At 72.8% G+C, this 22,753-nt stretch carries 18 protein-coding genes; 8 read left to right on the top strand and 10 right to left on the bottom strand.

The genetic code is table 11. The features are described from left to right. Positions 1–79: 79 nt before the first annotated feature. The 4 genes from GA0070561_RS20815 to GA0070561_RS20800 all read left to right on the top strand — a co-directional run bounded on the left by GA0070561_RS20815 (position 80) and on the right by GA0070561_RS20800 (position 6,799). A complete protein-coding gene (locus GA0070561_RS20815; RefSeq protein ID WP_091403349.1) occupies positions 80–916 on the top strand; it encodes an MBL fold metallo-hydrolase in 837 nt (278 codons plus the stop codon). After that, positions 913–4,560 carry an adenylate/guanylate cyclase domain-containing protein gene (locus GA0070561_RS20810; RefSeq protein ID WP_091403347.1) on the top strand — a complete coding sequence of 1,216 codons (3,648 nt, stop codon included), beginning with the start codon at positions 913–915 and terminating at the stop codon, positions 4,558–4,560. The genes GA0070561_RS20815 and GA0070561_RS20810 overlap by 4 nt, the downstream gene beginning before the upstream one ends. A 208-nt stretch (positions 4,561–4,768) precedes the next feature. Next, positions 4,769–5,272, top strand: coding sequence for a hypothetical protein (locus tag GA0070561_RS20805; protein WP_091403345.1), 504 nt, complete (start codon positions 4,769–4,771; stop codon positions 5,270–5,272). Between the two features lie 30 nt (positions 5,273–5,302). After that, positions 5,303–6,799, top strand: a complete 1,497-nt coding sequence (locus GA0070561_RS20800; RefSeq protein WP_091403343.1) for a serine/threonine-protein kinase — start codon at positions 5,303–5,305, stop codon at positions 6,797–6,799. Here GA0070561_RS20800 and GA0070561_RS20795 read toward each other — a convergent pair. After that, positions 6,786–7,127 (bottom strand): hypothetical protein, encoded by a 342-nt coding sequence (locus GA0070561_RS20795; protein WP_141710414.1) that lies wholly within the window; start codon positions 7,125–7,127, stop codon positions 6,786–6,788. The two genes, GA0070561_RS20800 and GA0070561_RS20795, sit on opposite strands and share 14 nt — an antisense overlap. A gap of 169 nt (positions 7,128–7,296) precedes the next feature. On the opposite strand from GA0070561_RS20795, the gene GA0070561_RS20790 reads away from it, so the two are divergent. Then, positions 7,297–8,238: a transporter substrate-binding domain-containing protein gene (locus GA0070561_RS20790; RefSeq protein WP_091403338.1), complete on the top strand. Its 942-nt coding sequence runs from the start codon at positions 7,297–7,299 to the stop codon at positions 8,236–8,238. Beyond that, positions 8,235–9,446, top strand: coding sequence for a hypothetical protein (locus tag GA0070561_RS20785; protein ID WP_091403335.1), 1,212 nt, complete (start codon positions 8,235–8,237; stop codon positions 9,444–9,446). Before GA0070561_RS20790 ends, GA0070561_RS20785 begins: the two co-directional genes overlap by 4 nt. A 160-nt stretch (positions 9,447–9,606) precedes the next feature. Here GA0070561_RS20785 and GA0070561_RS20780 read toward each other — a convergent pair whose 3' ends face one another. From GA0070561_RS20780 to GA0070561_RS20735, 9 genes are all read right to left on the bottom strand, one after another. Then, positions 9,607–10,770, bottom strand: a complete 1,164-nt coding sequence (locus GA0070561_RS20780) for an acyl-CoA dehydrogenase family protein (RefSeq protein WP_091403331.1) — start codon at positions 10,768–10,770, stop codon at positions 9,607–9,609. After that, entirely contained in the window at positions 10,767–12,776 is a 2,010-nt protein-coding gene (locus GA0070561_RS20775) for an ATP-binding protein (RefSeq protein WP_091403328.1), read from the bottom strand. The genes GA0070561_RS20780 and GA0070561_RS20775 overlap by 4 nt, the downstream gene beginning before the upstream one ends. A gap of 11 nt (positions 12,777–12,787) precedes the next feature. Then, positions 12,788–14,389, bottom strand: a complete 1,602-nt coding sequence (locus GA0070561_RS20770) for an acyl-CoA carboxylase subunit beta (protein ID WP_091403325.1) — start codon at positions 14,387–14,389, stop codon at positions 12,788–12,790. Then, a complete protein-coding gene (locus GA0070561_RS20765; protein WP_091403323.1) occupies positions 14,386–15,582 on the bottom strand; it encodes an acyl-CoA dehydrogenase family protein in 1,197 nt (398 codons plus the stop codon). Before GA0070561_RS20765 ends, GA0070561_RS20770 begins: the two co-directional genes overlap by 4 nt. Further along, on the bottom strand, positions 15,579–17,255 hold the full coding sequence (locus GA0070561_RS20760) for an acyclic terpene utilization AtuA family protein (RefSeq protein ID WP_091403320.1): 1,677 nt from the start codon (positions 17,253–17,255) through the stop codon (positions 15,579–15,581). Before GA0070561_RS20760 ends, GA0070561_RS20765 begins: the two co-directional genes overlap by 4 nt. Beyond that, positions 17,252–18,049: a TIGR03084 family metal-binding protein gene (locus GA0070561_RS20755; RefSeq protein ID WP_091403318.1), complete on the bottom strand. Its 798-nt coding sequence runs from the start codon at positions 18,047–18,049 to the stop codon at positions 17,252–17,254. The genes GA0070561_RS20760 and GA0070561_RS20755 overlap by 4 nt, the downstream gene beginning before the upstream one ends. A 37-nt stretch (positions 18,050–18,086) precedes the next feature. Beyond that, a complete protein-coding gene (locus GA0070561_RS20750) occupies positions 18,087–18,692 on the bottom strand; it encodes a TetR/AcrR family transcriptional regulator (RefSeq protein ID WP_091403316.1) in 606 nt (201 codons plus the stop codon). A 483-nt stretch (positions 18,693–19,175) separates the two neighbouring features. Further along, the gene (locus GA0070561_RS20740) at positions 19,176–19,919 is read right to left on the bottom strand and encodes a metallophosphoesterase family protein (protein WP_091403311.1); all 744 of its coding nucleotides are present in this window, start codon (positions 19,917–19,919) and stop codon (positions 19,176–19,178) included. 115 nt (positions 19,920–20,034) lie between these two features. Beyond that, positions 20,035–20,712 (bottom strand): Crp/Fnr family transcriptional regulator, encoded by a 678-nt coding sequence (locus GA0070561_RS20735; RefSeq protein WP_007466162.1) that lies wholly within the window; start codon positions 20,710–20,712, stop codon positions 20,035–20,037. A 143-nt stretch (positions 20,713–20,855) separates the two neighbouring features. Here GA0070561_RS20735 and GA0070561_RS20730 point away from each other — a divergent pair, with 143 nt between their 5' ends. Together GA0070561_RS20730 and GA0070561_RS20725 are read left to right on the top strand one after the other, a co-directional pair. Continuing rightward, positions 20,856–21,563, top strand: coding sequence for an adenosylcobinamide amidohydrolase (locus GA0070561_RS20730; RefSeq protein WP_091403620.1), 708 nt, complete (start codon positions 20,856–20,858; stop codon positions 21,561–21,563). 11 nt (positions 21,564–21,574) lie between these two features. Continuing rightward, on the top strand, positions 21,575–22,753 hold the full coding sequence (locus GA0070561_RS20725) for a CapA family protein (RefSeq protein WP_091403308.1): 1,179 nt from the start codon (positions 21,575–21,577) through the stop codon (positions 22,751–22,753).

The following is a 22,753-nucleotide window of genomic DNA, read 5'->3' as shown; positions in this document are numbered from 1 at the left end:
AAGCCCCGAACCGGGATGAATCAGGGGCCGCAAGTGCAAGATCGTGGGGTGTGGCGGGCGGGGTCGTACGATCGCAGCCATGAGCGGGCACGTGACGGGGGCGGTGGCGGCGCTTGCCGACGAGTTGCCCCGCTGGGTCTCACTGCTGCGTGCGCCGAACCCGGGGCCGATGACCCTCGACGGCACCAACACCTGGGTGCTACGCGCCCCGGCGGCCGAGTCCGGCATCGTGATCGACCCGGGGCCGGCGGACGAGGGACACCTGACCCGGATCGCCGAGCACGGCCCGGTCGGGCTGATCCTGATCACCCACGGCCACCCCGACCACACCGAGGGCGCGGCCCGGCTGAGTGAGCTGCTCGGCGGCGTGCACGTGCTCGCCGTCGACCCGGCGCACACCATCGGCGGCGAGCCGCTGACCGAGCCGGGCGAGCACTTCGGCGGCTTCGGTCTGCACATCAGCCTGTTGCAGACGCCAGGGCACACCGCCGACTCGGTCTGCTTCCTGGTCGAGCACGGCGACGAGCGGGTGGTGCTCACCGGTGACACCATCCTCGGCCGGGGCACCACCGTGGTCGCCCACCCCGACGGGCACCTCGGTGACTACCTGAGCAGCCTGGAGCTGCTGTCCGCGTACCGGGGGATCCCGGCGCTGCCCGGACACGGCCCGGCACTGGCCGACTGCGCCGCCGCCGCCGACTTCTACCTCGCCCACCGCCGGGCCCGGCTCGACCAGGTCCGGGCGGCGGTCGCCGCCGGCGCCCACACCCCCGCCGACGTGGTGGCGGCGGTCTACGCGGACGTGGACCGCTCACTCTGGTGGGCGGCCGAATGGTCGGTCCGGGCCCAACTGGAGTATCTGGGCGTCGACACCGGGGAATCCGCGCCCGGGGTCAGTGGGTTGGAGCACATGTGACCTGCCCCGTGTGTGGAACCGTTGCCGTTCCCGGCGCGCGGTTCTGCCACAACTGTGGCGCCGCGCTGCCGGCTGCCGCCACGTTGCCGGCGGCCGAGCGCCGGGTGGTCACCGTGCTCTTCGGTGACCTCTCCGAGTTCACCTCCTGGTCGGAGGACCTCGACCCGGAACGCGTCGGCGCGGTCACCGACCGGGTCCTCGCCGCCCTCGCCGGTGCGGTGAAGACGTTCGGCGGGCACGTCGACAAGCTGACCGGTGACGGCATCATGGCGGTCTTCGGCGCCCCGGTGGCGCACGAGGACGACGCCGAACGTGCCGTCCGGGCCGCCCTGTCCATGCAACGGGCCGTCCGCCGGGTGCTCGACGACGAGCGGGGCGGTGGCGCGCCGCTCGGGCTGCGGGTCGGACTGAACACCGGCGACGTCATCGCGGGCATCCAGGCCGCCATCGAGTACACGGTCATCGGCGACACGGTGAACACCGCCGCCCGGCTCGCCGACGCCGCCGCGGTCGGGGCCGTCTACGCCGGTGGACGTACCGCCGCGGCCACCAGGCACGTCTCCTCCTGGCGGGCGCTGCGCCCGCTGCGGCTGAAGGGCAAGCGTGAGCCGGTCGAGGCGTACGAGCTGCTGGGTCTGCTGGACGCGCCGGGCACCCGCTCGGGGCTCGGCGACGAGGCACCGTACGTCGGCCGGGAGACGGAGATCGGTCGGGTCGCCGGCCGGCTCGCCGAGGTGATCGACCAGGGCGACCCGCGGGTGCTGCTGATGACCGCCGAGGCGGGCATCGGCAAGTCCCGGTTCGCCGCCGAGGTGGAGCGCCTCGCCGCCGGGTACGACGTCGGTGCTGGCCGATACGCGGCGCACACCGGGGCCCGGGTGCTCTCGGTGCGCTGTGCCGCGTTCGGGGAGCGGCGACGGCTCGCGCCCCTGGCCGATCTGGTGCGGGCCGCCGTCGGTCTGCCCAGCGACGCGTCCACCGCGCTGACCCGCCCGGCCGTCGAGGAGCGGCTGCGCCGGCTCGGGCAGCGGCTCGCCCGCTCCGGTGCGGAGACACCGCCGATCGCCACTGAGCAGCTGCTCGCCCTGCTCGGCTACGCCGAACTCCCGGCGCACGGTGGCAGCGACAGCGGCGAGTGGGGCGGATCGGGCACTCCGGCAGCGGACGCCGAGGTGGTGCCGAACGCGGTCGCCGACCTGCTCAGTGGGCTCGCCTCGGAGGCGCCGCTGGTGATCGTGGTGGACGACCTGCACGATGCCACCGCCGAGACGATCAGTGCCCTCGGGTTGACCCTGTCCAGGCTCACCGGCCCGGTGCTGGTGCTGCTGCTCGGCCGCCCCGAGTTGGTGCGTACCGCTGGCGCGCTGACCCGGGTCGCGGACGCCGAGGTGCACTCGCTGCCGCCGCTGCGCGGTGCCGACGCGGCCCGGCTGCTCACGAGTTACCTCGGCGGCGGCAAGCTGCCGCAGGCCGACACCGACCGGTTGCTCGCCACCGCGCAGGGCAATCCGTTCTACCTGGCCGAGCTGGTCACCCTGCTCATCGAACGGGGCGCGCTCACCACCGAATCAGTGCGCGGTACCGCCTCGACGCGGGGTGCCGCGGCGGATCGGTCCGGCTCCGGCGAGCGGGAGCAGAGCGGGTCGACCGGCTGGCGGCTGGTGCCGGGTTCGCTGGGCAGTCGGCTGCTCTCCCGGGACCTCGCCGCCGTGCTCGCGGCCCGGATCGACGCGTTGCCGCCGGACGCCCGGTCGGTGCTGCGCGACGCCGCGGTCACCGGTGACACGGTGCCGACCGGCGCGTTGGAGGCGATGCGGGAGCAACGCGGCGGTCGCGACGGCCGGCCGTCGGCCGTGGTCGCGGTCGAACTCGACCGGGCGGTCGAGGAGTTGCTGCAACGCCGCATGCTGCACCGCTCGCGTGCCGGCTACTCGTTCGCCACACCGCTGATGCGGGAGGCCGCGTACGCCGGGGTGAGCAAGGCCGAGTTGGCCGAGCGGCACGCGGCGCTGGCCCGCTGGGCGGCGCCAGCGGACGAGTCCACGGCCAGCACGGTGGGCGGGTTCACCGACGAGGCCCGGGACGACTTCGTGGCGACCCACGTCGAGCGGGCCGCCACGCTCGCCGACGCGGTGAAGCTGCGCCCGGACGCGCCGGCCCGGGCGGTGGTTCCGCTCGGCGTCGCCGCGCTCGGCCGGGCCGCCCGCCGGTCGCTCTCCGCCGGTGAGCCGGCAATGGCCGTCGAGTACGCCGAGCGCGCCACCGAACTGGCCCGCGACGGGGTGCCGGCAGCCGATCGGGTGGTGCACGCCCGGGCGTTGCTCCAGGTCGGCCGGGTTTCCGACGCGTTGGCGTACGCCGAGAAGATCGCCGCGAACGCGGGGGACGAGGCCACCCGGGTCAGCGCCCTGCTGCTGGCGGGACAGGCCCAGGAGACCCTCGGCGACCAGAGCCGGGCGGTGACCGCCTGGGAGGAGGCGTTGCAGGTGGCCACCGAGGGTCGGTTGCCCACGCAGCGCGCCACGGCGATGCGCCGGCTCGGCATGGCCGACTTCGTGGCCGGGCGGTTGAGTCAGGCGAGCAGCCGGTTGGCGGCCGCGTACCAGGTCAGCCTCGGTGCGCAGGACCGACGCGGGCAGGCGTGGTCCCTGCAGAACCTGGCCTGGGTGACCACCACCCGGGGTGACTTCGCCGGGACGGACGCGGTGCTCGGCCGGGCTGCCCGACTCTTCGCCGAGCTGAAGGACCCGTACGGGCGGGCCTGGCTGCGCGGCACCACGGCGTTCGCCCGGCTGCTCGCCGGCCGACTGCGCGAGGCGTGTCGGATGGCGCAGGTGTTCCTGCCGTTCGGCGAGCGGGTCGGTGAGGCGTGGGCGGTGGGCACGTTGCGCGCGGTGGCGGCGTTCGCCACGGCCGAGCTGGGTGACCTGGCCGAGGCGGACCGGGAGGCCCGACGGGCGTACCGGGAGTTCGCCGCCGCGTCCGACGACTGGGGGCGTGGGTTCGCCCTTGTGGTCCGGGCGGTGGTGGCGCGCGGCCTGGGCGAGCCGGAGCACGCGGCCGACCTGCTCACCGACGCCCTGGCGTACGCGGAGCGCACCTCGCATCCGCTGCTCACCGGGATGGCCGGCACACTGCGCGGCTTCGTCGCGTTGGACATGGGCGACTGCGAGACGGCCGAGCGGGTGGCCCGTGCGGTGCTGACCGCCGTGGAGCCGCACAACCCGCAGGCCCCGGCGCAGGTGGCCCCCCGGGTGCTGCTGGCGACGGCCCGTCTCGCCGCCGGCGACTCGGCGACAGCGGTAGGGCTGCTCGCCCCGGTGGCCACGGCCGCCGCGAACGCACCCTCGCTGCTCTTCTCCCGCCGCCAGACGATGGCTCAGTACGCGGCGGCGCTGCTCGCTCACGGTCAGCGGGAGCAGGCGTTGGACTGGGCCCGGCGGGCGGTCACCGCGCCGGCCGAGGACGTGCGCAGCCAGGTGATCGCGGCGAGTGTGCTGGCCGAGGCGTTGGCCGCCTGCGGTCGCCCAGCGGAGGCGGTGTCCTGCGCGCAGGAGGCGGTCCGCCTGGCGTACGCCACCGAGCAGCGCAGCGAACGAGCCGCAGCCGACGCCCTCCACACCCGCCTGACCGCCCTGGTCTGACCCACCCCCCTCACCCTCCGCTGTTGATCAAGAGGTTCCCGTCAGAATTCGGGCCGCCGGTGACCGAAAGCTCTTGATCAACGTGACCCGGGGTGGGGTGCAGTTTTTGCCGGTTCTGGGGATGTGGTGGTCTCGGGGAGCGGCTAGCGTGTCAGCACCGCGTACGGGTCCACAGTGGTGACCGTCGCCGTGCCTGGGGAGGCCCTTCATGAAGCTGCCGCGATCCATCGCGGGCTGGACCATCGCGGTCTTCGGCGTGTTGGCGCTGGTGATGGGCGCGGTTGGGCTGCTCTGGCCGGAGGCGCAGCTGCGCATGCTCGGGTTCGAGGTGCCGGCGACGCGGTCCGTCGGTGATCACACCGGGACGTTCCTGCTGGCGTCGTCGATGGCGGCCTTCAACATGGGCGTCTACTACCTGCTCGCCACGGTGACCGAGTGGCGGGCGTTCTACCGGTTCACAGTGGTCTTCCGGCTGGTCACGTTCACCGTGTTCGCCATCGCGGTGCTGGCCGACATCGCCCCCGACCGGTTCTTCGGGGTGGCGGCGTGGGAAGGGCTGGGCGCCGTGGCCACCGCCATCGGTCTGCGTCTGGACGCCCGGCGGGGCATCCCGGCCGGCGGGGTCGGATCGTCCGAGGGTGCCGGGACGACTGCGGTCGCCGAGGAGGGTACCGGTCCCACCGGTGCGGCTCCGGCGGACGCGGTGCGCTGAGCCATCGGTCGGGTTGGGTATTTTCGAGCGGTGACCGACACCCCGACCGGCGGCCTGCCAGTGCCGATCGTGCCCGGCCTGACTGATTTGCGGGTCTTTGCCCGGGGCGGGTACGCGACCGTCTACCAGGCCACCCAGATCTCCGTGGGTCGCGAGGTCGCCGTCAAAGTGGAGAACCGGACGCTGGACAGCGAGCGCGATCAGGCCCGCTTCCTGCGCGAGGCGCGGGCGGCCGGCCGGATGTCGTCCCACCCGCACGTGGTGGACCTCTTCGATGTGGGGGTCACCGTCGATCAGCACCCCTACCTGATCATGGAGCTCTGCGACGGCTCGTACGCCGAACGGATGCGCACCTCGCCGCTCGGCCCGGTGGAGGCCCGCGACCTCGGCATCAAGATCGCGGACGCGCTGGCCCACTCGCACGCCGCCGGGGTGCTGCACCGGGACGTGAAGCCGGCCAACATCCTCCACTCGCACTTCAACTCGGCGGTGCTCGCCGACTTCGGGCTCGCCGTCCTCGCCGAGCACCGGGACGCCTCGGTCACCCTGGAGGTGCTCACCCCGGCGTACGCGCCGCCGGAGATGTTCAGCCACAGCCCGCCGTCACCGGCCGTCGACGTGTACGCGCTCTGCGCCACCCTCTACGCGGTGATGCACGGCCGGCCGCCGCGCTGGCAGTCCGAGCGCAACCCGAGCCTGGTCACCGTGCTGGAGATGTTCAACCAGCCGCTCCCCGCCCTGCCCGGGGTGCCGGACGAGCTGATCGACGTGCTGCGCGTCGGCATGGCCAACGATCCGGGCGAGCGTCCCTCCGCCCTGGAGTTGCACGACCTGCTCACCAACCTCCCCCTCGGCTCGCCGGTGACACCGGTCAGCGGCGCTCCGGTCAGCGGTGCCGCCACGCTCTCCGGCCCGTACGCGGCCAGCCAACCGGTGCCCCGATCCCCCATCGAGGACACGCAGCGAAGCGACGCCGCCGGTCGACGGTGGCGGCGCTGGCTCTTCGGCGGCGCCGGGGTGCTCGCGCTCGCCGCCTCCGCGACCGCCGGGGCCTGGGTCGCCGACCGGGCGCCACCACCCGCCCCGTACCCGTCGGCCACTCAGATCGCCGCACCGGCGACCGGGCCGTTGCCTGGCTGTGCGAACGGCACCGGTGCGCCCACCGCCCTGCCCGAGGGTGCCCGGTGCCTGCCCGAGCTGGAGTGCTTCGGCCCGATGCGGATCCGCGGTAGCCGCGCCGAGGCGGCTCGGCTGTCCTGCGCCGGCCGACACACCTGGGAGACGTACGCCGAGGGCATCCTGCCGGTGTCGCTGGTCGGCGCCGACCACGACGAGGTGGCCGCCGCTGAGCCGGTGCGGCAGGTGTGCAGCACCACGACGTTCCGGTTGACCACCGGGATCGCCGAGGCGACCGGTTGGCACCTGGAGGTGCTACCCCCGGTCGACGGCAGCATCGACCGGACCTACCGGTGTCTGGCGGGGCGCGGTGTGGACGCGCTCTCCGCACCCACGCTCACCGGCCGCTGAGCCCGTTCGACCCGCGTCGGCGGTCACGCACCGCACGCAACGCGTCCCGGGGGTCCATGGCGTCGAGGGTGTCCGCGTCGATCCCGTACGGCATCAGCTCGGGCGGCCCGACGACTGCCGACCGGTCCGCCGGCTCCGGATCGTCGACCTGACGAGCGGCGGAGACCGCAACCCCGGCGATCATGGTCATCAGCACGCAGAGCAGCGCGAGAACCACGCCGAGGAGGTCCTGTCGGCGCCACACGACCAGCATGACCAGCGGCGCAAGGGCTCCCAGCGCCGCGAGCACCGCCACCGTGCGCGCATCGGGTCTGGACAATCGGCTCACCCGTCCAGCATGTCGCGGCCAGGCCGGCTGTCAACAGCAGAGCCGGCCGCCGCGCCGATCGAGGTCGATCTGAGCCGTCCACTCGACAGGGTCCACCGCGCCCACACGGATTGGACAAGAACGGCTACTCTCGGTGTTCCGCAGGCCCTTTCCGGTAGCGAGGTCGCCCATGAAATCAGGCAGTTCGCAGTCCCGGCTCCGCTCGATCGCGTCGACGCTGGCGGTCGCTCTCACTCTCGTGCTCGCCGCCGCGGCCGGTTGCGACAGTCGGAAGGAACCGGACCTTTCGTCGGTGCAGGAGAAGATGCGCGAGACGCACATCTACGGTCAGTCGAAGCTGCGGATCGGTGTCGCCACCAACGAGCCGCTGATGGGTGAGTTGCGAAACGGCCAGCACGTCGGGTTCGACGTCGAGATCGCCCGGTACGTCGCGGCCTCTCTCGGTTACGAGGGGGAACAGCGGCTGGAGTTCGTGTCGGTCGCCACCGAGGACCGCATCCCGTCGCTGCAAGGTGGCACCGTCGACCTGGTGGTGTCCAGCTTCTCCATGACGGAAGACCGTAAGCAGCTGGTCAGCTTCGCCGGGCCGTACTTCGTCACCACGCAGGAGGTGATGGTGCCGGTTCGACTCAAGGACAAGGTCCGCACCATTGAGGATCTGCGCGACCCGGCGTACAAGGTCTGCACCAGCGGCGGCTCCACCACCGAGGCCGAGTTGGAGAAGCACCAGGTCAAGACCTTCGTGGTCAAGGACGTCGGCGACTGCGTCGATGGCATCCGGAAAGGGCGGTACGACGCGGTCAGCTCCGACGAGTCGATCCTTGCCGGCTTCCTGGCCAGCTTCCCCAAGGAGTTCGAGATCGTGGACATGCCGTTCGGCACCAGCGAGTTGCTGGGCATCGGCGTGCCGATCGGTGATCCCGCGCTGCGCGACCTGGTCGCGTTCTTCCTGCAGAAGAGCTACGAGCAGGGCCGAGACGGAGATGCCAGCCCCTGGCAGACCGCGTACAACCGGACCCTGGGCCCCTGGCTGAAGGCCGAGAAGCGCCAGCCACAGCCGCTGGAGGTGCCGAAGCTCGTCGACTTCGACGACAAGGCGCCCGCGAAGTGAGCGCGGCACCGACCGCCACCAGCGGCGACGGGCCGGTCCCGCCGCCCCGAACGTCAGTGCCCGGCGGCGACGCCGCGTCGGCGATCGACGGTACGGCCGCAGCGCCGCCGGCCGTCGATCGTCCAGCGACCGGCGCGGAAGGTGACGTTGCCTGGCCGGCCGGAGTGCCGGTCGCCGAACCGGCCGAGCCGATCGTCGCCGCGGTCGAGCCGGGGCGGGTCCGGTGGGATCCGGCGGAGCGGCGCGCCCGCGCGAGCCAGTCGTTCTGGACGGCGGCGGTGGGCGTACCGGCGATCTTCTCGGTGCTCCGCCTCGGCGTGGAGGCCGGCGGGGAGCTCCAGACCACGCTGCTGCTGGTGGCCAACGTCGGGCCGGTCAACCTGCTCGCCGGTTTTCTGACCACCGCGGCCCGGCTGCTCTCCACCGGGCTGGTCGCCGTCTTCGCGCTCGGCGCGGTACTGGCCGTCAGCGCGGATCGACTTCCGCCGGGCACCCGTCGCCGCCCGCTCTTCGCCCGCTGGGCCGACATCACCCCGGCCTGGGTGGTGCTGGCCAGCTTCCTGCTCGCCCTGATCACCTGGCCGTTGCTCTATCTGCCGCTGCTGTTGCCGGCGTTCGTGGCCGCGTTTCAACTGCGCCCGGCGCGGCTGCACGAGCGGGTGGTGCCTCGGCTGCTGCTGATCGGCGCGCTGCTCGCCGGGTACGGCTGGCTGATGCTGCCGACGATGCGCGACGCGATGCGGCAGGGCGACGAGTGGCTGGTGCTGGCGCTCATCGTGGTGCCCCCACTGTTGGCGCTCTTCGTCGCGGGGCCGCTGCCGGGCATGGTGATCCGGCCGCTGGCGTCGGTGACCGAGGTGGCGGTGCTGGCCACCCTGATCTGGGCCGCGGTGCCGGTGATCACCACACCGGTGTTGCCGCTGACCGTCACCACGGTGGGCCCGGAGAGCGGGCCCACCGAGGACGTACGCGGGCACGTGGTCACCACCGACGACGTCAACATGGTGATCCTTCAGGAACGGGGCGGCGTCCGGTACGTCCCGGTCGGTCTGGTCCGCGCCCAGGTGCTCTGCCCGAGCGAGGAGGAGCTGCCCCGCCACCAACTGCGCATCCACGACTTCCACGTCGAGGATTCGCTGCTGGAGGGCATGGGCCGTCGCGTCCGCCCGGTCCACCGCATCGACGCCGCCTGCCGTACCCCAGCCTGACCGTCCCACCGGCATCATCCCGGCGCTTGATCGACTCGGCTTTCAGGAAGTCGGGGCATCACCGACGCTTGGACACCGCGAGTTCAAGAAAACCGAGTCGATCTTGCAGCGTCGGGCGCGGGCACGCGGCCACGGCCCGCTCGCGCAGGCCGTGGCGACGTCAGTACGACTTGTCCTGGCCGAGGACGTGTTGGGCCACGAAGTTGAGGATCATCTCGCGGCTGACCGGGGCGATCCGGCCGGCCCGGACGGCGCCGAGCAGGGTCGCCACCCCGTACTCGGTGGTCATGCCGGCCCCGCCGAGCACCTGCACGGCGGTGTCCACGGCGAGCGCGGCGGCCTCCCCGGCCGCGTACTTGGCCATGTTGCCGGCCACCCCGGCCTCCAGGTCGCGGCCGGCGTCGTACAGGGTGGCCGCCTTCTGGATCATGAGGCGGGCCAGCTCCACCTGCACCGCCGCGTGGGCCAGCGGATGCGACACCCCCTGGTGCGAGCCGATGCTCCGACCACCCCAGACCTTGCGGGTGGCGGTGTACTCACTGGCCCGCTCGATGGCGTACCGGCCGGTGCCGGCGCCCATCGCGGCCACCGTGATCCGCTCCGGGTTGAGCCCGGCGAAGAGCGCCGGCAGCCCGGCGTCCAGCGACTCACCGAGCAGCGCGTCGGCGGGCACCCGCACGTCGTCCAGGTAGAGCAGGAACTGGTTCTCCGGGGACACGATCTCCATGTCCAACTTGGACCGGGTCAACCCGGCCGCGTCGGTCGGCACCAGGAACAGCGCCGGCTTCAACTTCCCGGTGGAGGAATCCTCGGTACGGGCCACCACCAGCACGTGACCGGCCTCGTCGACACCGGAGATGTAGCACTTGCGGCCGTTCAGCAGCCAGCCGTCGCCGTCGCGGCGAGCCACAGTGCCGAGTCGGTGGAAGTTGGAACCGGCCTCCGGCTCGGTGATGGCGAAAACGATCTTCTGGGAGCCGTCGGCGAGGCCCGGCAGGTGCCGCTTGCGCTGCTCCTCGGTGCCGTGCCGACTGAGCACTGTCGCCGCGATGGCGGGGGAGACCACAAGCAGCAGCAGCGGGCAACCCGCCGCCGCCAACTCCTCGCAGACGATGGCCAGCTCGGTGATGCCGCCGCCCCCGCCGCCGTACTCGGTGGGGATGTTGACCCCCAGGTAGCCGAGCCGTCCGGCCTCCGCCCACAGTTCGGTGGTGTGTTCGCCGGCCCTCGCCTTCTCGACGAAGTAGGAGTGCCCGTAACGGCGGCCCAACGCCCGCACGGCGTCGCGCAGCTGGTCCTGCTCGGGGGTGAGGTCGAAGGTCATCGGGCGTCCTCTTCTTCGATAACGGCGAGCACGGCGCCCGTCTGCACCTGACCGCCGATCGGCACCGGCAGTTCGGCGACCACGCCGTCGATCGGGGCGAGCACGGGATGTTCCAGCTTCATCGCTTCCAGGGTGAGCAGCGGATCACCGGCGGCGACCCGCTGGCCGACCTGGACGTGTACCCGGGTCACCGCGCCGGGCAGCGGCGCGAGCAGCGACCCGGCCGCCACCGCCGCGGTGGGCAGCGGGAGACGCGGCAGCTCGGCCAGGCTCGCCGCCCCGTCCGGACCGTCCACGAAGACAGCCGACCCCACCCGGTGTACGCGGTACGCGCGCCGAACCCCGTCGACGTCGAGCACCACCCGGTCCGGGGTGGCCTCGACCAGCGCCACTGTGGGTGCCGTCGGCCGCTCGGCGGACTCCTCGGCCGCCGACGTGCTGGACCAGTCGGCGAGCCGGCCAGTCCGGTCCAACCGGTAGCGGATCTCGATCTCGTCGCCGTCCGGCCCGGTGAACCGGCTGACCTGCGGGACTGCGGGCACGTTGCGCCAACCGGAGGGGAGCCCGCCCAGCACCGGTGCGGTCGCCCGGCGGTGCGCGGCGCCCGCCAGCGCGGCGGCGAGGGCGGTGAGTGGGACCTGGTCGGCGGGGAGGAGTGGGGTGAAGACCTCCGGGTGCCGGTCCAGGAAGCCGGTGTCGATCTCCGCCGCCGCGAACTCCGGGCTGCGCAACACCCGGACCAGCAGATCGCGGTTGGTGGCCACCCCGTGCAACTCGGCCCGAGCCAGGGCACCCGCCAGGGCCCGAGCCGCCTCGGTCCGGGTCGGTGCCACGGCGATCAGCTTGGCGAGCAGCGAGTCGTAGTGCACCCCCACCACCGAGCCCGCCACCACGCCGGAGTCGAGCCGCAGGCCCGCCCGTTGGATCCAGCCGAACTCGCGGTCCACCCCCGGCACGTCGAAGCGGTGCAGGGTGCCCGTGGCGGGCCGCCAGCCCTGCGCCGGCTCCTCGGCGCACAGCCGTACCTCGATCGCGTAGCCGCGTGTGGCCGGGTAGTGGTGCTGTGCGGGCAGCGGTGCGCCCTCGGCCACCAGCAGCTGCATCCGGACCAGGTCCAGCCCGGCCGGAGTGACCAATTCGGTGACGGGGTGCTCCACCTGGAGTCGGGTGTTCATCTCCAGAAAGAAGAACTCGCCGGTCGGTGCCAGCAGGAACTCGACAGTGCCGGCCCCCACGTAGTCCACCGCCCGCCCAGCAGCCATGGCCGTCTCATGCAGCCGATCATGCAGCCCCGGCGGGAGATCACCCGGAGCCTCCTCGATGATCTTCTGGTGTCGGCGCTGGATCGAGCACTCCCGGACGCCGAGCACCTGCACGGTGCCGTGGGTGTCACCGAAGATCTGCACCTCGACGTGCCGGCCGCGCTCGACGTACCGCTCGATGAAGACAGTGCCGTCGCCGAACGCGGCAGCCGCCTCGCGACGCGCGGAGGCGACCGCCTCGGCCAGTTCGTCGGCGGTCCGGACGATCCGCATGCCCCGGCCACCGCCGCCGGCGGACGCCTTCACCAGCACCGGGAAGTCCGTGACGCCGTCGGTGTCGGTCCAGCTCGGCAGCATCGGCACGCCCGCCTCGGCGAGCAGCGCCTTCGCCGCCAGCTTGTCGCCCATCGCGGCGATCACCTTGGCCGGCGGCCCGACCCAGGTCAGACCGGCGTCGGTCACCGCCGCCGCGAACTCGGCGTTCTCGGCGAGGAACCCGTAGCCGGGGTGGACGGCGTCCGCGCCGCTGCGCCGGGCCGCGTCCAGGATCAGGTCGACCCGCAGGTACGTCTCGGCCGGCGAACTCCCCGGCAGGCGTACGGCCTGGTCGGCCTCGGCCACGAACGGCGCGTCGGCGTCCGCGTCCGAGTGCACGGCGACCGTCTCCACGCCCATCGCGCGGCAGGTGGCGAAGACCCGACGGGCGATCTCGCCCCGGTTGGCCACGAGCAGTCTGTTGATCATGAGTGGCCCCTCTACATCCGGAAGACGCCGAAACCGTCGGCGCCCTTCACCGGTCCGTTGTGGATCGCCGAGAGGCAGAGCCCGAGGACGGTCCGGGTGTCCCGGGGGTCGATCACCCCGTCGTCGTAGAGCCGGCCGGAGAGGAAGAGCGCACCGGACTGCGACTCGATCTGCTGCTCGACCATCATCCGCATCGCCGCGTCGGAGTCCTCGTCGTAGTCGCGCCCCCGGGCGGCAGCCGCCTGCCGGGCCACGATCGACAGCACCCCCGCGAGCTGAGCCGGGCCCATCACCGCCGACTTCGCGTTCGGCCAGGTGAACAGGAACCTCGGCTCGTACGCCCGGCCGCACATGCCGTAGTTGCCGGCGCCGTAGGAGGCGCCCAGGTTCACCGTCAGGTGCGGCACCGTCGAGTTCGACACCGCGTTGATCATCAGGGCGCCGTGCTTGATGATGCCGCGCTGCTCGTACTCGGTGCCCACCATGTAGCCGGTGGTGTTCTGCAAGAAGATCAACGGGGTGTCCGAGGCGTTCGCGAGCTGGATGAACTGGGCCGCCTTCTGCGCCTCCGCGCTGAACAGCACCCCTCGGGCGTTCGCCAGCACCCCCACCGGGTACCCGTGCAACTCGCCCCAACCGGTGACCAGCGCGTCCCCGTACGCCGGCTTGAACTCGTCGAAGTCGCTGCCGTCCAGGATCCGGGCCAGCACCTCCCGGGGGTCGAACGGCACCTTCAGGTCGGCGCTGGTGATGCCGAGCAACTCCTCCGGGTCGTACTTCGGTGGCTGCGGCACCGCCGTACGCGGCGACGGGCCCTGCTTGCGCCAGTTCAACCGGCGGACGCACTGCCGGGCCAGCCGGATGCCGTCCCGCTCGTCGGCGGCCAGGTAGTCGGCGAGCCCGGACGTGCCGGCGTGCATCGCCGCGCCACCCAGCGACTCGTCGTCGGTGACCTCGCCGGTCGCCATCTTCACCAGCGGCGGACCGGCCAGGTAGACCTGCGACCGGTCCCGAATCATGATCACGTGGTCGGACATCCCCGGCACGTACGCGCCACCGGCCGTGGCGTTGCCGAAGACCACGCTGACCGTGGGGATGCCGGCCGCCGAGAGCCGGGTGAGGTCACGGAACACCCGACCACCGGGGATGAAGATCTCCGCCTGGGTGGGCAGGTCCGCCCCGGCCGACTCCACCAGATTGACCATGGGCAGCCGGTTGGCCAGGGCGATCTCGCCGGCCCGCCGGGTCTTGGTGAGGGACCACGGGTTGACCGCACCGCCGCGTACCGTCGGGTCGTTGGCGACGATCAGGCACTCCACGCCCTCGATCACCCCGATGCCGGTGACCACGCTGGCCCCGACCGGGAAGTCCGAGCCGTACGCGGCGACCGGCGACAACTCCAGGAACGGGCTGTCGGCATCCACCAGCAGCTCGATCCGCTCCCGGGGGAGCAGCTTGCCGCGCGCGTGGTGCCGGGTCACGTACTTCTCGCCACCACCCGCCCGCGCCTGGTCCAGCGCGGCGTCCAACTCGGTCAACCGCTCCAGCAACGCCGCCCGGTTCGCCAGGTACGAGGGCGCGGACGGATCGACCGCGCTGTCCAGGGTGGTCATAGGCCCATGCCTTTCGCGATGATCTCGTTCATGATCTCGGTGGTGCCGCCGCCGATGCCGAGGATCCGCGCGTCGCGGTAGTGCCGCTCCACCTCGGCGTCGCGCAGGTAGCCGAACCCGCCGTGCAGCTGCAACGCCTGGTCGACGACGTGGTCGCAGGCGGCCACCGCCACGTTCTTCGCCATCGCCACCTCGGTCACCACCGGCTCGCCGGCCGCCACCCGACCCGCCACTGCGTGCACGTACGACCGGGCCGCCTCGGCCCGGGTGTGCATCTCGGCCAACCGGTGCCGGATGAGCTGCCGGCTGGCCAGCGGGCGCCCGAAGGTTTCCCGGTCCCGACACCAGCGCACCGCCAACTCGACGCAGCGCTGCGCTGTCGCGTACGCCTGGGTCGCCAGCGACAGCCGTTCCGCCGCGAAGTGCTGCATGATCGCCAGGAAGCCGGTGTTCTCCGCGCCGATCCGGTTGGCGACCGGTACCCGCACGTCCGCGAAGGACAGTTCTGCGGTGTCCGAGCAGTGCCAGCCCAGCTTCTCCAACCGGCGTCCCACTGTGAACCCGGGCGACCCCTTGTCGATGACCAGCAGGGTGAGTTCACCGCTGCCGGGGAAGTCGGTACACACCGCCGTGGTCACGAAGTCGGCCCGGTGCCCGCTGGTGATGTACGTCTTCGACCCGTTCACCACGTAGTGGTCGCCGTCGCGGCGGGCCGTCGTGCGGATGCCGGCCACGTCCGAACCGCCATCCGGCTCGGTGATGGCCAGCGCGCCGATCATCGTGCCGGACAGCGTGGGCCGCACGTACCGCTCGATCAGACTGTCGTCGCCCGGGGACGAGACGCCACCGAGCCGCCCGCCCAGCGAGCCACCGGTGCGGGCACCGGCCGCCGCTACCATGTGCGGCAACGCGATCCCGTGCGTGAACAGGGCCGCCACCAGCCCGGACGAGCCACCGGAGCGGATCAGCTCCTCGGTAACGATGATCGAGTCGAGCAGGTCACCGCCGCTGCCGCCGACCGACTCCGGGAAGCCGATGCCGAGCAGGCCGAGCTTCGCGGCGGTCGCGTGCAGCGCCCGGGGCACCTCGCCGGCCCGCTCCCAGTCGTCCAGGTGGGGCAACACCTCCCGGGTCACGAACGCCCGGGTCAGCTCGCGTAGCTGCCGGCGCTCCGGGGTGTCCACGATGCTCATCGGGATGCCCCCGTCGGTAGGTCGGCCGGCAGGTCGACGATCCGGGCGCGCAGCAGCTCGCCGAGCGCCTTGGCCTGCGGGTCGAACCGGGTGGACGCGGCCACCCCGGCCCCGAGCAGGCCCTCGATCACGAAGTTGACAGCACGCAGGTTCGACAACTCGTAGCGCCGCACCGTCAGCGGGGCGGTCTCCGGCACCAGCTCGGCCAGCCGTTCGACGGTCAACCAGGTCCGCAACCAGGCGTACCCGGCGTCGGAGCGCGCCCAGACACCGAGGTTGGCATCCCCGCCCTTGTCCCCGGAGCGTGCGCCGACCACCTCGCCGAGCGCCCCGCGCCGGGTCGGGCCGTCGACCGCCACCTCGCCACCCGGGGCCGACTCGTCCTGCGAGGTGGGGGCGGTGCGGATCGGCGGGGCGACCGGCGCCCGCTCGCCACCGGGTAGCACCGCGACGTGCGCCACCGCGTCCTGCGGCACCGCGTCGGCGGTGAAGACGCCGTACGGTGTCGCGTCGCCGGGCAGTGTGGTCAGCGTGCAGCCCGGGTACGAGGCCAGGGCCAACTCGACCGCGGCGGCCGAGAACGCCCGCCCGGCCCGCGCCTTGTCGCCGTCGCGCAGGTGTACGTGCAGCAGGGCGCTGGCCGCCTCGGTGTCGGCGGCGTCCGGGTGGTCGGTCCGGGCCAGCGTGAACTCCAGCCCGTCCTTGCCCACCGCCTCCTCGACCTGCCCCCGGACCAGGGCCGCCTTCGCCTCGATGTCCAGCCCGCAGAGGACGAACGTCATCGAGTTGCGGAAGCCGCCGAGGTTGTTGACGCCCACCTTCAGCGTGGGCGGTGGCGGCGTGCCGCGTACGCCGGAGACCCGGACCCGGTCCGGCCCGTCGGGGTGCAGCGTCACCGTGTCCAGCCGGGTCACCACGTCCGGCCCCAGGTACGACGGTCCGCCGATCTCGTAGAGCAGTTGGGCGGTGACCGTCTCCACGGTGACCGCGCCGCCAGTACCCGGATGCTTGGTGAGCACCGATGAGCCGTCGGGGTGCACCTCGGCGATCGGGAACCCGGGCCGATGACCGCCGTCGGGCAGCTCGGTGAAGAAGCTGAAGTTGCCGCCGGTGACCTGTGCGCCGCACTCGACGAGGTGCCCCGCGACGGTGGCCCCGGCCAACTCGTCGAGGTCGTCGCGGCCCCACCCGTACCGGGCGATGGCCGCGCCGACCACCAGCGACGCGTCGGTGACCCGGCCGGTGACCACCACGTCCGCACCCGCGTCGAGGCAGGCGGCTATCCCGAACGCGCCGAGGTAGGCGTTCGCGCTCAACGCGTCCGGTCGCTGGATCGTGTCGCCCTCGACGTACCCGACCTGCGTCGGGAGGCCGAGCCGGTCGGCGAGCTTCTCGATGGCGGCGGCCAGGCCGGCCGGGTTCAACCCGCCGGCGTTGGTGACGATCCGGACTCCCCGGTCGAGGGCGGTGCCGAGGCAGGTCTCCAGTTGCCGCAGGAACGTCTTCGCGTAGCCCAGGTCGGGGTCGCGCATACGGTCCCGGGCCAGGATCAGCATGGTCAACTCAGCGAGGTAGTCGCCGGTCAGCACGTCCAGCTCACCGCCGTCGAGCATCTCCCGCCAGGCGGTGAACCGGTCGCCGTAGAAGCCGGAGGCGTTGCCGATGCGGATCATGCCCGTACCCCGATCCCGCCGGCCGGCTGCCGGCCGTCACCCGGCGGCCCGGCGAAGGCCTGCGCCACGTCGAGCCACTCGTCGGCGACCGGCCCGGTGGCGACCAGAGCGAGGTCCGCGCGGTGTCGGCGCTGGGTGACCAGCAGGCAGAAGTCCCGAGCCGGGCCGGTGACCCGGTCGGCGGCGTCCGCCGGACCCCAGCTCCAGGCCTCCCCGCCCGGCCCGACCAGCTCGACCCGGACCGGGCCCGTCGGTGCCTCCCGGCCGTGCGCGGCGAAGCCGTGCCCGAGGGTACGCACGCCCAGGTGCGCAACGTGCCGGAGTCGGTCGCTGTCGGGGCGGACCACGTCGAGGGCGTCGGCCACGTCCGCGCCGTGCGCCCAGGTCTCCATGATCCGGGCGGTGGCCATCGAGGTGGCCGACATCCGGGTGCCGTACCAGGGCAGTTTGCCGCCGGCCGGAACGGCGGCCAGTGCGTCGACGAGCGCTGTGCGCCCGGCCCGCCAGCGGGCGAGCAGTTCGGCCGGCGGGGCGAGGAACTCCTCGGCGCCGACGTCGACGAGTCTGGTCACGTCCGGCGCGGCGGTGACCGTCGCGTAGAACGCCTCGGGATCGGTCGCGGCCAACAGCGCGACGTGGTCGGTCCAGGCGAGGTGGGCGATCTGATGCCCGATGCTCCAGCCCGGCGCGGGGGTCGGCCTCGCCCAGTCGGCCACGGGCAGTGGCGCCACCAGGGCGTCCAGGTGGGCGGACTCGTCGGCCAGGTCCGTGAGCAGGTCGCTGAGGTCGACCATGGTGCCTCCGGTCGGTGGTGGCCGGTGCGGCCGGCGGTCAGGGCGTGAGCAGGGTGGCGAGCTGGCGCTTCCAGGTGGTCAACAGGGCAGCCCGGCGGGCGGAATCGTCGCTGAGGAGGTTGGCCACCCCGAGCCCACGGAGCAGATCGAGCGTGGCCTGCACCGCTTCGCGGACACCGGGTCGACGCTCGTCGACACCGAGCAGGGCGACGGTGAGCCGGTGCATCTCCCGCCCGACCGTCGCCTCCAGGGGCACCAGGGCGTCCCGCAGCTCCCGATCCGTGCGGGCGGCGACCCAGAGCTCGAGCGCGGCCACGAACAGCGGCCCGGTGAACGCCACGGCGAGCAGGTCGACGACCCGGTCCAACCGCTGCGGGCCAGCCGGGAGCGCCTCGGCCTCGGTGCGCAACTCGTCGGCCCGGCGCTCGGCCAGATGGGCCACGGCGGCCGTCACCAGCGCCGCCTTCGTCGGGTAGTGGTGCAGCTGCGCCCCACGCGAAACACCGGCCCGCGCCGCGACGACTGTGGTCGTGGTGCCGGACCAACCGTGCTCGATCAGGCAGTCGACGGTCGCCTCCAGCAGCCGGGCCTGGGTGGCGCGGCTGCGTTCCTGCTGAGGGACACGCGTCGATGCGGTGGGCACGGGGACAGCTTGGTGCCTACAAAACAAACAGTCAAGACTGACTTTTTCTGAGCCCGCGTGGCTCGGGTGGGCTCGCGGTGGGGCGGCGTGGGAGGTGGGCTTGGTGCTTGGTCTCGCTTTGGAGCTGATGCCACAAACGAATCGCCCTTCGACCGCGCCAGTCGACCGGGCCCTTCGACCGCGCCAGTCGACCGCGCCAGTCGACCGGGCCTGTCGACTGCGCCAGTCGACCGCGCCCGTCGACCTCGTTGAGGATCGGCCTGCCGAGCACCTCTGGCTGATGCCGCAAACGATTCAGCTCCAAAGGCTCCCTGACGGGTATCCCGCCTGCCGCCGCCCGTCCGCCTGCCGCCGCCGCCCGCTGCCCGCCTGCCGCCCGCCTGCCGCCCGCCTGCCGCCGGCCTGCCGCCCGCCCGCCGCCGGCCTGCCGCCCGCCCGCCGCCGGCCTGCCGCCCGGCGGCCGGCGGCCGGCTCAATGCCGGCTCAGCGGCCGTCGCGGGGGCCGAAGGCGGTCAGCGCGTCGGCGTCGCTGTGCTGGGAGCGCAGGTACTCGTCGGCCCAGGCGGCGGCGTCGGGGAAGGTCGACTCCGCCGCCACGCGGACGCAGGCCGCGTCCACGTCGAAGGCGGTGCGGCGCAGTTGGACGCCCGGCCCGAGCAGCGCCCACCACGCGCCCGCGCCCCCGTACGGCATGCCGATGCTTCCCGGGTTGACCACCAGACGCCGGTCGACCAGCCGGGTGAAGGGCATGTGCGTGTGGCCGCAGACCACCGTGGTGATCTCGGCGGGGAGACCGTCGAACACCTCCGCCCAGCGCGCCATCCGGGAGTCGACGAGCACGACCTCCTCGTCATCGCGGGGCGTGGCGTGGCAGAACAGCGTCGGCCCGAGGCCGTCGATCTCCAGCGTCGCCGTCGCCGGCAGCGCGGCGAGCCGGGCCACCTGGTCGTCGCGCAGCTGCCCGGCGGCCCAGTTCGACACCTCGATCGACGCGGGACGGCCGGCCCGGGCCTCGACCAGTTCGCGGTCGGCATTGCCGCCGACCCAGCACACCCGGTCGCCCACGCCGGCGAGCACGTCCAGCACCTCGACCGGTTGCGGGCCGGCGGCGATGTCGCCGGTGAGCACGATCAGATCGGCGGCGGCGACGTCCGGCTCGGCCAGTACGGCCTCCAGCGCCGGCAGGACACCATGGATGTCGGAGAGCACCGCAACTCGGTTCACCATGGGACCCACCCTCACCGCGGGCACCGTCTCCAGGCCAGCGATTCTGCGTCAGGCAGACGGCAAACGTCCCCGCCTACCGTCGGTGACGGCAGGCGGGGACGTCGGGTGCTGCTGCTCAGACGCGGGCGCGACGGGCCAGGCGCTCCGGGTCCAGGATAATGATGCTCTTGCCGTCCAACCGCAGCCATCCGCGCGAGGCGAAGTCGGCCAGCGCCTTGTTGACGGTCTCCCGCGAGGCGCCGACGAGCTGGGCGATCTCCTCCTGGGTGAGGTCGTGGGTCACCCGCAGAACGCCGCCGTCGCGGGTGCCGAAGCGGCCCGCCATCTGGAGCAGGTTCTTGGCGACCCGGCCCGGCACGTCCGTGAAGATCAGGTCGGCGAGCGAGTCGTTGGTCCGGCGCAGCCGCCGGGCGAGCACCCGGAGCAACTGCTCGGCGATCTCCGGGCGGTTGTTGAGCCACGGCCGCAGCGCCTGCTTACGCAGCCGCACCAGCCGGGTGTCGGTCACCGCGGTGGCGGTCGCCGTACGCGGACCCGGGTCGAAGAGCGACAGCTCACCGACCATGTCCGACGGCCCCATCACCGCGATGAGGTTCTGCCGGCCGTCCGCTGCGCGGCGACCAACCTTGATCTTCCCGGACAGCAGGATGTAGAGGCTGTCACCGGGCTCGCCCTCATTGAAGACGATCTCGCCCTTGCGGACCTCGATCGTCTCCATCTCCTTGGCAAGCGCCTCGGCAGCTTCCGGGTCAACACCCTGGAAGATCCCGCTGCGGGCCAGTACCTCGTCCATTGCGCACCTCCGGTTGCGCGTGCCGTCCGTCGGCCGGGGCCGCCGTCCGCTGATCCCCTCGCGCGCCGCCAAGTCTAGGCGCACGTGAGCATGAATCAGAGGTCGCCCCTGGAATCTTGATCGGTGGGCGTAACCTGCCCGACGTGCTGAGCGAGCCGACTCTGACCAGCCGCGCCGAGGACGGGCGGCACGTCCCGCTGCTCGTCTGGCGTGCGGACGTGCCGCTGCGGGCGGTCAGCAGTGCCCCGCTGGGCGGTGGCATCGGGGTCCGGCGGTGGGTGTTGAACGCGACCGTACCGATGTCGTACGACCGGGATGACCCCGCGGCGCACCTGGCCTCGATCGCCGCCGAGCTGGCCCTCGACGGGCCCGGGGTCGGTCTGCTGACCGGCGTCGATGTGACCGAGGTGGTCGCGCGAACCGACGCCGGGGTGCGGGCCTGGGCGACGGTCGGGCTCGGCACGCCGGTGCCCGCGGCCGCGCCGACGCCGGCCGCGCTGGCACCACACGTCGGCACTGTCAACATCGTGGTGTACGTGCCGGCCCGGCTCGCCGACTCGGCGCTGGTGAATGCGGTGGCCACCGCGACCGAGGCGAAGACCCAGGCGATAACCGAGCTGGGGGTGCCGGGGACAGGCACGCCCACCGACGCGGTCACAGTGCTCTGCCCAGTGGACGGGCCGGAGGCCGCGTACGGCGGTCCGCGCTCCACCTGGGGTGCCCCGCTCGCCCGAGCGGTGCACGCGGCGGTGCTCGCCGGCGGTTCGCGGCCGGTCGTGCCGTGGTCCGAGCAGCTCAGGGGCGCAAAGTCCAACCGATCGGCTGTCGTCGGCGCGTTTAACGACCGGTAGGGTCGCGGGCGATGTACGCTCCCGCCCCCCTCGCGTCCCGCCCGCGTCGCCGCGTCGCCCTCGGCCTCGCCGCGCTGCTGGCCGCCCTCCTCGTGGCCGGCTGCGCCGACCCCGGTGGTGAGGCACCCGTCTGGCAGCCTGGCGCGGGAGGTGGTGGCACCGGCGCGCCGGTCTCCACGACCAGCCCGAAGGCCACCGGGCCCGCATCATCCGGTCAGGGTGGCGCGATCTCGCTCTCCGCCACCGGCGACATCATCATGGGCAACGCGCCCAGTCGGCTGCCCGCCGCCGGCGGCAAGGGCTTCTTCAACTCGGTCACTGAGGCACTCAAGGCCGACCTGGTGATGGGCAACCTGGAGGAGCCGCTGACTGTCGACACCGGCACCGGCAAGTGCGGGGCGAACTCCACCCGCTGCTTCCAGTTCCGCGCCCCGCCGGAGTACGCCGCGCACCTGCGTGACGCCGGCTTCGACGTGCTCAACCAGGCCAACAACCATGGCTACGACTACGGGCCCAAGGGCTACGAGAACACCCAGAAGGCGCTGAAGAAGTACGACCTGGAGCACACCGGCGCACCGAACGAGATCACCGTGGTCGACGTCAAGGGCGTCAAGGTCGCCGTCGCCGGCTTCTCGTCGTACGTCTGGTCCAACAGTCTCGTCGACATCGGCAAGGCGAAGGCGGTGGTCGCCAAGGCCGCCACGATGGCTGACCTGGTCGTGGTGCAGGTGCACATGGGTGGCGAGGGCGTCGACAAGACCCGGGTGAAGCCGGGCACCGAGATGTTCCTGGGCGAAAACCGGGGCGACCCGGTGAAGTTCTCGCACGCCATGATCGACGCTGGCGCCGACCTGATCGTCGGGCACGGCCCGCACGTGCTGCGCGGGATGGAGTTCTACCAGGGGCGCCTGATCGCGTACAGCCTGGGCAACTTCGCCGGCGGCGGCAACTCGCTGAGCAACGACGGCCGCCTCGGCTGGGGCGGGGTGCTGAAGGTGTCGCTCAAGCCGGACGGCAGTTGGGCCGGCGGCTCGTTCACCTCCACGTACATGAACTCCGCCGGCAAGCCGACCATGGACCCGGACGACCGGGGCCTGGGCCTGGTCACCGAGTTGAGTCGTGCCGACTTCCCCAAGGGCGGCGCTCGCCTCGACGGGCAGGGGAAGATCTCGGCGCCGACCGGCGGCTGA

The organism is Micromonospora saelicesensis (assembly GCF_900091575.1).
GTDB classification, from domain to species: Bacteria; Actinomycetota; Actinomycetes; order Mycobacteriales; family Micromonosporaceae; genus Micromonospora; species Micromonospora saelicesensis.
The sequence above is the reverse complement of the archived record's forward strand: the minus strand, read 5'-3'. Positions and strand labels throughout refer to the sequence as shown.

Excerpts from the sequence above, each read along its gene's own strand:
- GA0070561_RS20760 (WP_091403320.1), bottom strand. The coding sequence starts at position 17,255 with ATGATCCGCATCGGCAACGCCTCCGGCTTCTACGGCGACCGGTTCACC.
- GA0070561_RS20805 (WP_091403345.1), top strand. The coding sequence starts at position 4,769 with ATGAAGCTGCCGCGATCCATCGCGGGCTGGACCATCGCGGTCTTCGGC.
- GA0070561_RS20770 (WP_091403325.1), bottom strand. The coding sequence starts at position 14,389 with ATGACCACCCTGGACAGCGCGGTCGATCCGTCCGCGCCCTCGTACCTG.
- GA0070561_RS20815 (WP_091403349.1), top strand. The coding sequence starts at position 80 with ATGAGCGGGCACGTGACGGGGGCGGTGGCGGCGCTTGCCGACGAGTTG.
- GA0070561_RS20775 (WP_091403328.1), bottom strand. The coding sequence starts at position 12,776 with ATGATCAACAGACTGCTCGTGGCCAACCGGGGCGAGATCGCCCGTCGG.
- GA0070561_RS20740 (WP_091403311.1), bottom strand. The coding sequence starts at position 19,919 with ATGGTGAACCGAGTTGCGGTGCTCTCCGACATCCATGGTGTCCTGCCG.
- GA0070561_RS20735 (WP_007466162.1), bottom strand. The coding sequence starts at position 20,712 with ATGGACGAGGTACTGGCCCGCAGCGGGATCTTCCAGGGTGTTGACCCG.
- GA0070561_RS20765 (WP_091403323.1), bottom strand. The coding sequence starts at position 15,582 with ATGAGCATCGTGGACACCCCGGAGCGCCGGCAGCTACGCGAGCTGACC.
- GA0070561_RS20725 (WP_091403308.1), top strand. The coding sequence starts at position 21,575 with ATGTACGCTCCCGCCCCCCTCGCGTCCCGCCCGCGTCGCCGCGTCGCC.
- GA0070561_RS20780 (WP_091403331.1), bottom strand. The coding sequence starts at position 10,770 with ATGACCTTCGACCTCACCCCCGAGCAGGACCAGCTGCGCGACGCCGTG.
- GA0070561_RS20755 (WP_091403318.1), bottom strand. The coding sequence starts at position 18,049 with ATGGTCGACCTCAGCGACCTGCTCACGGACCTGGCCGACGAGTCCGCC.
- GA0070561_RS20790 (WP_091403338.1), top strand. The coding sequence starts at position 7,297 with ATGAAATCAGGCAGTTCGCAGTCCCGGCTCCGCTCGATCGCGTCGACG.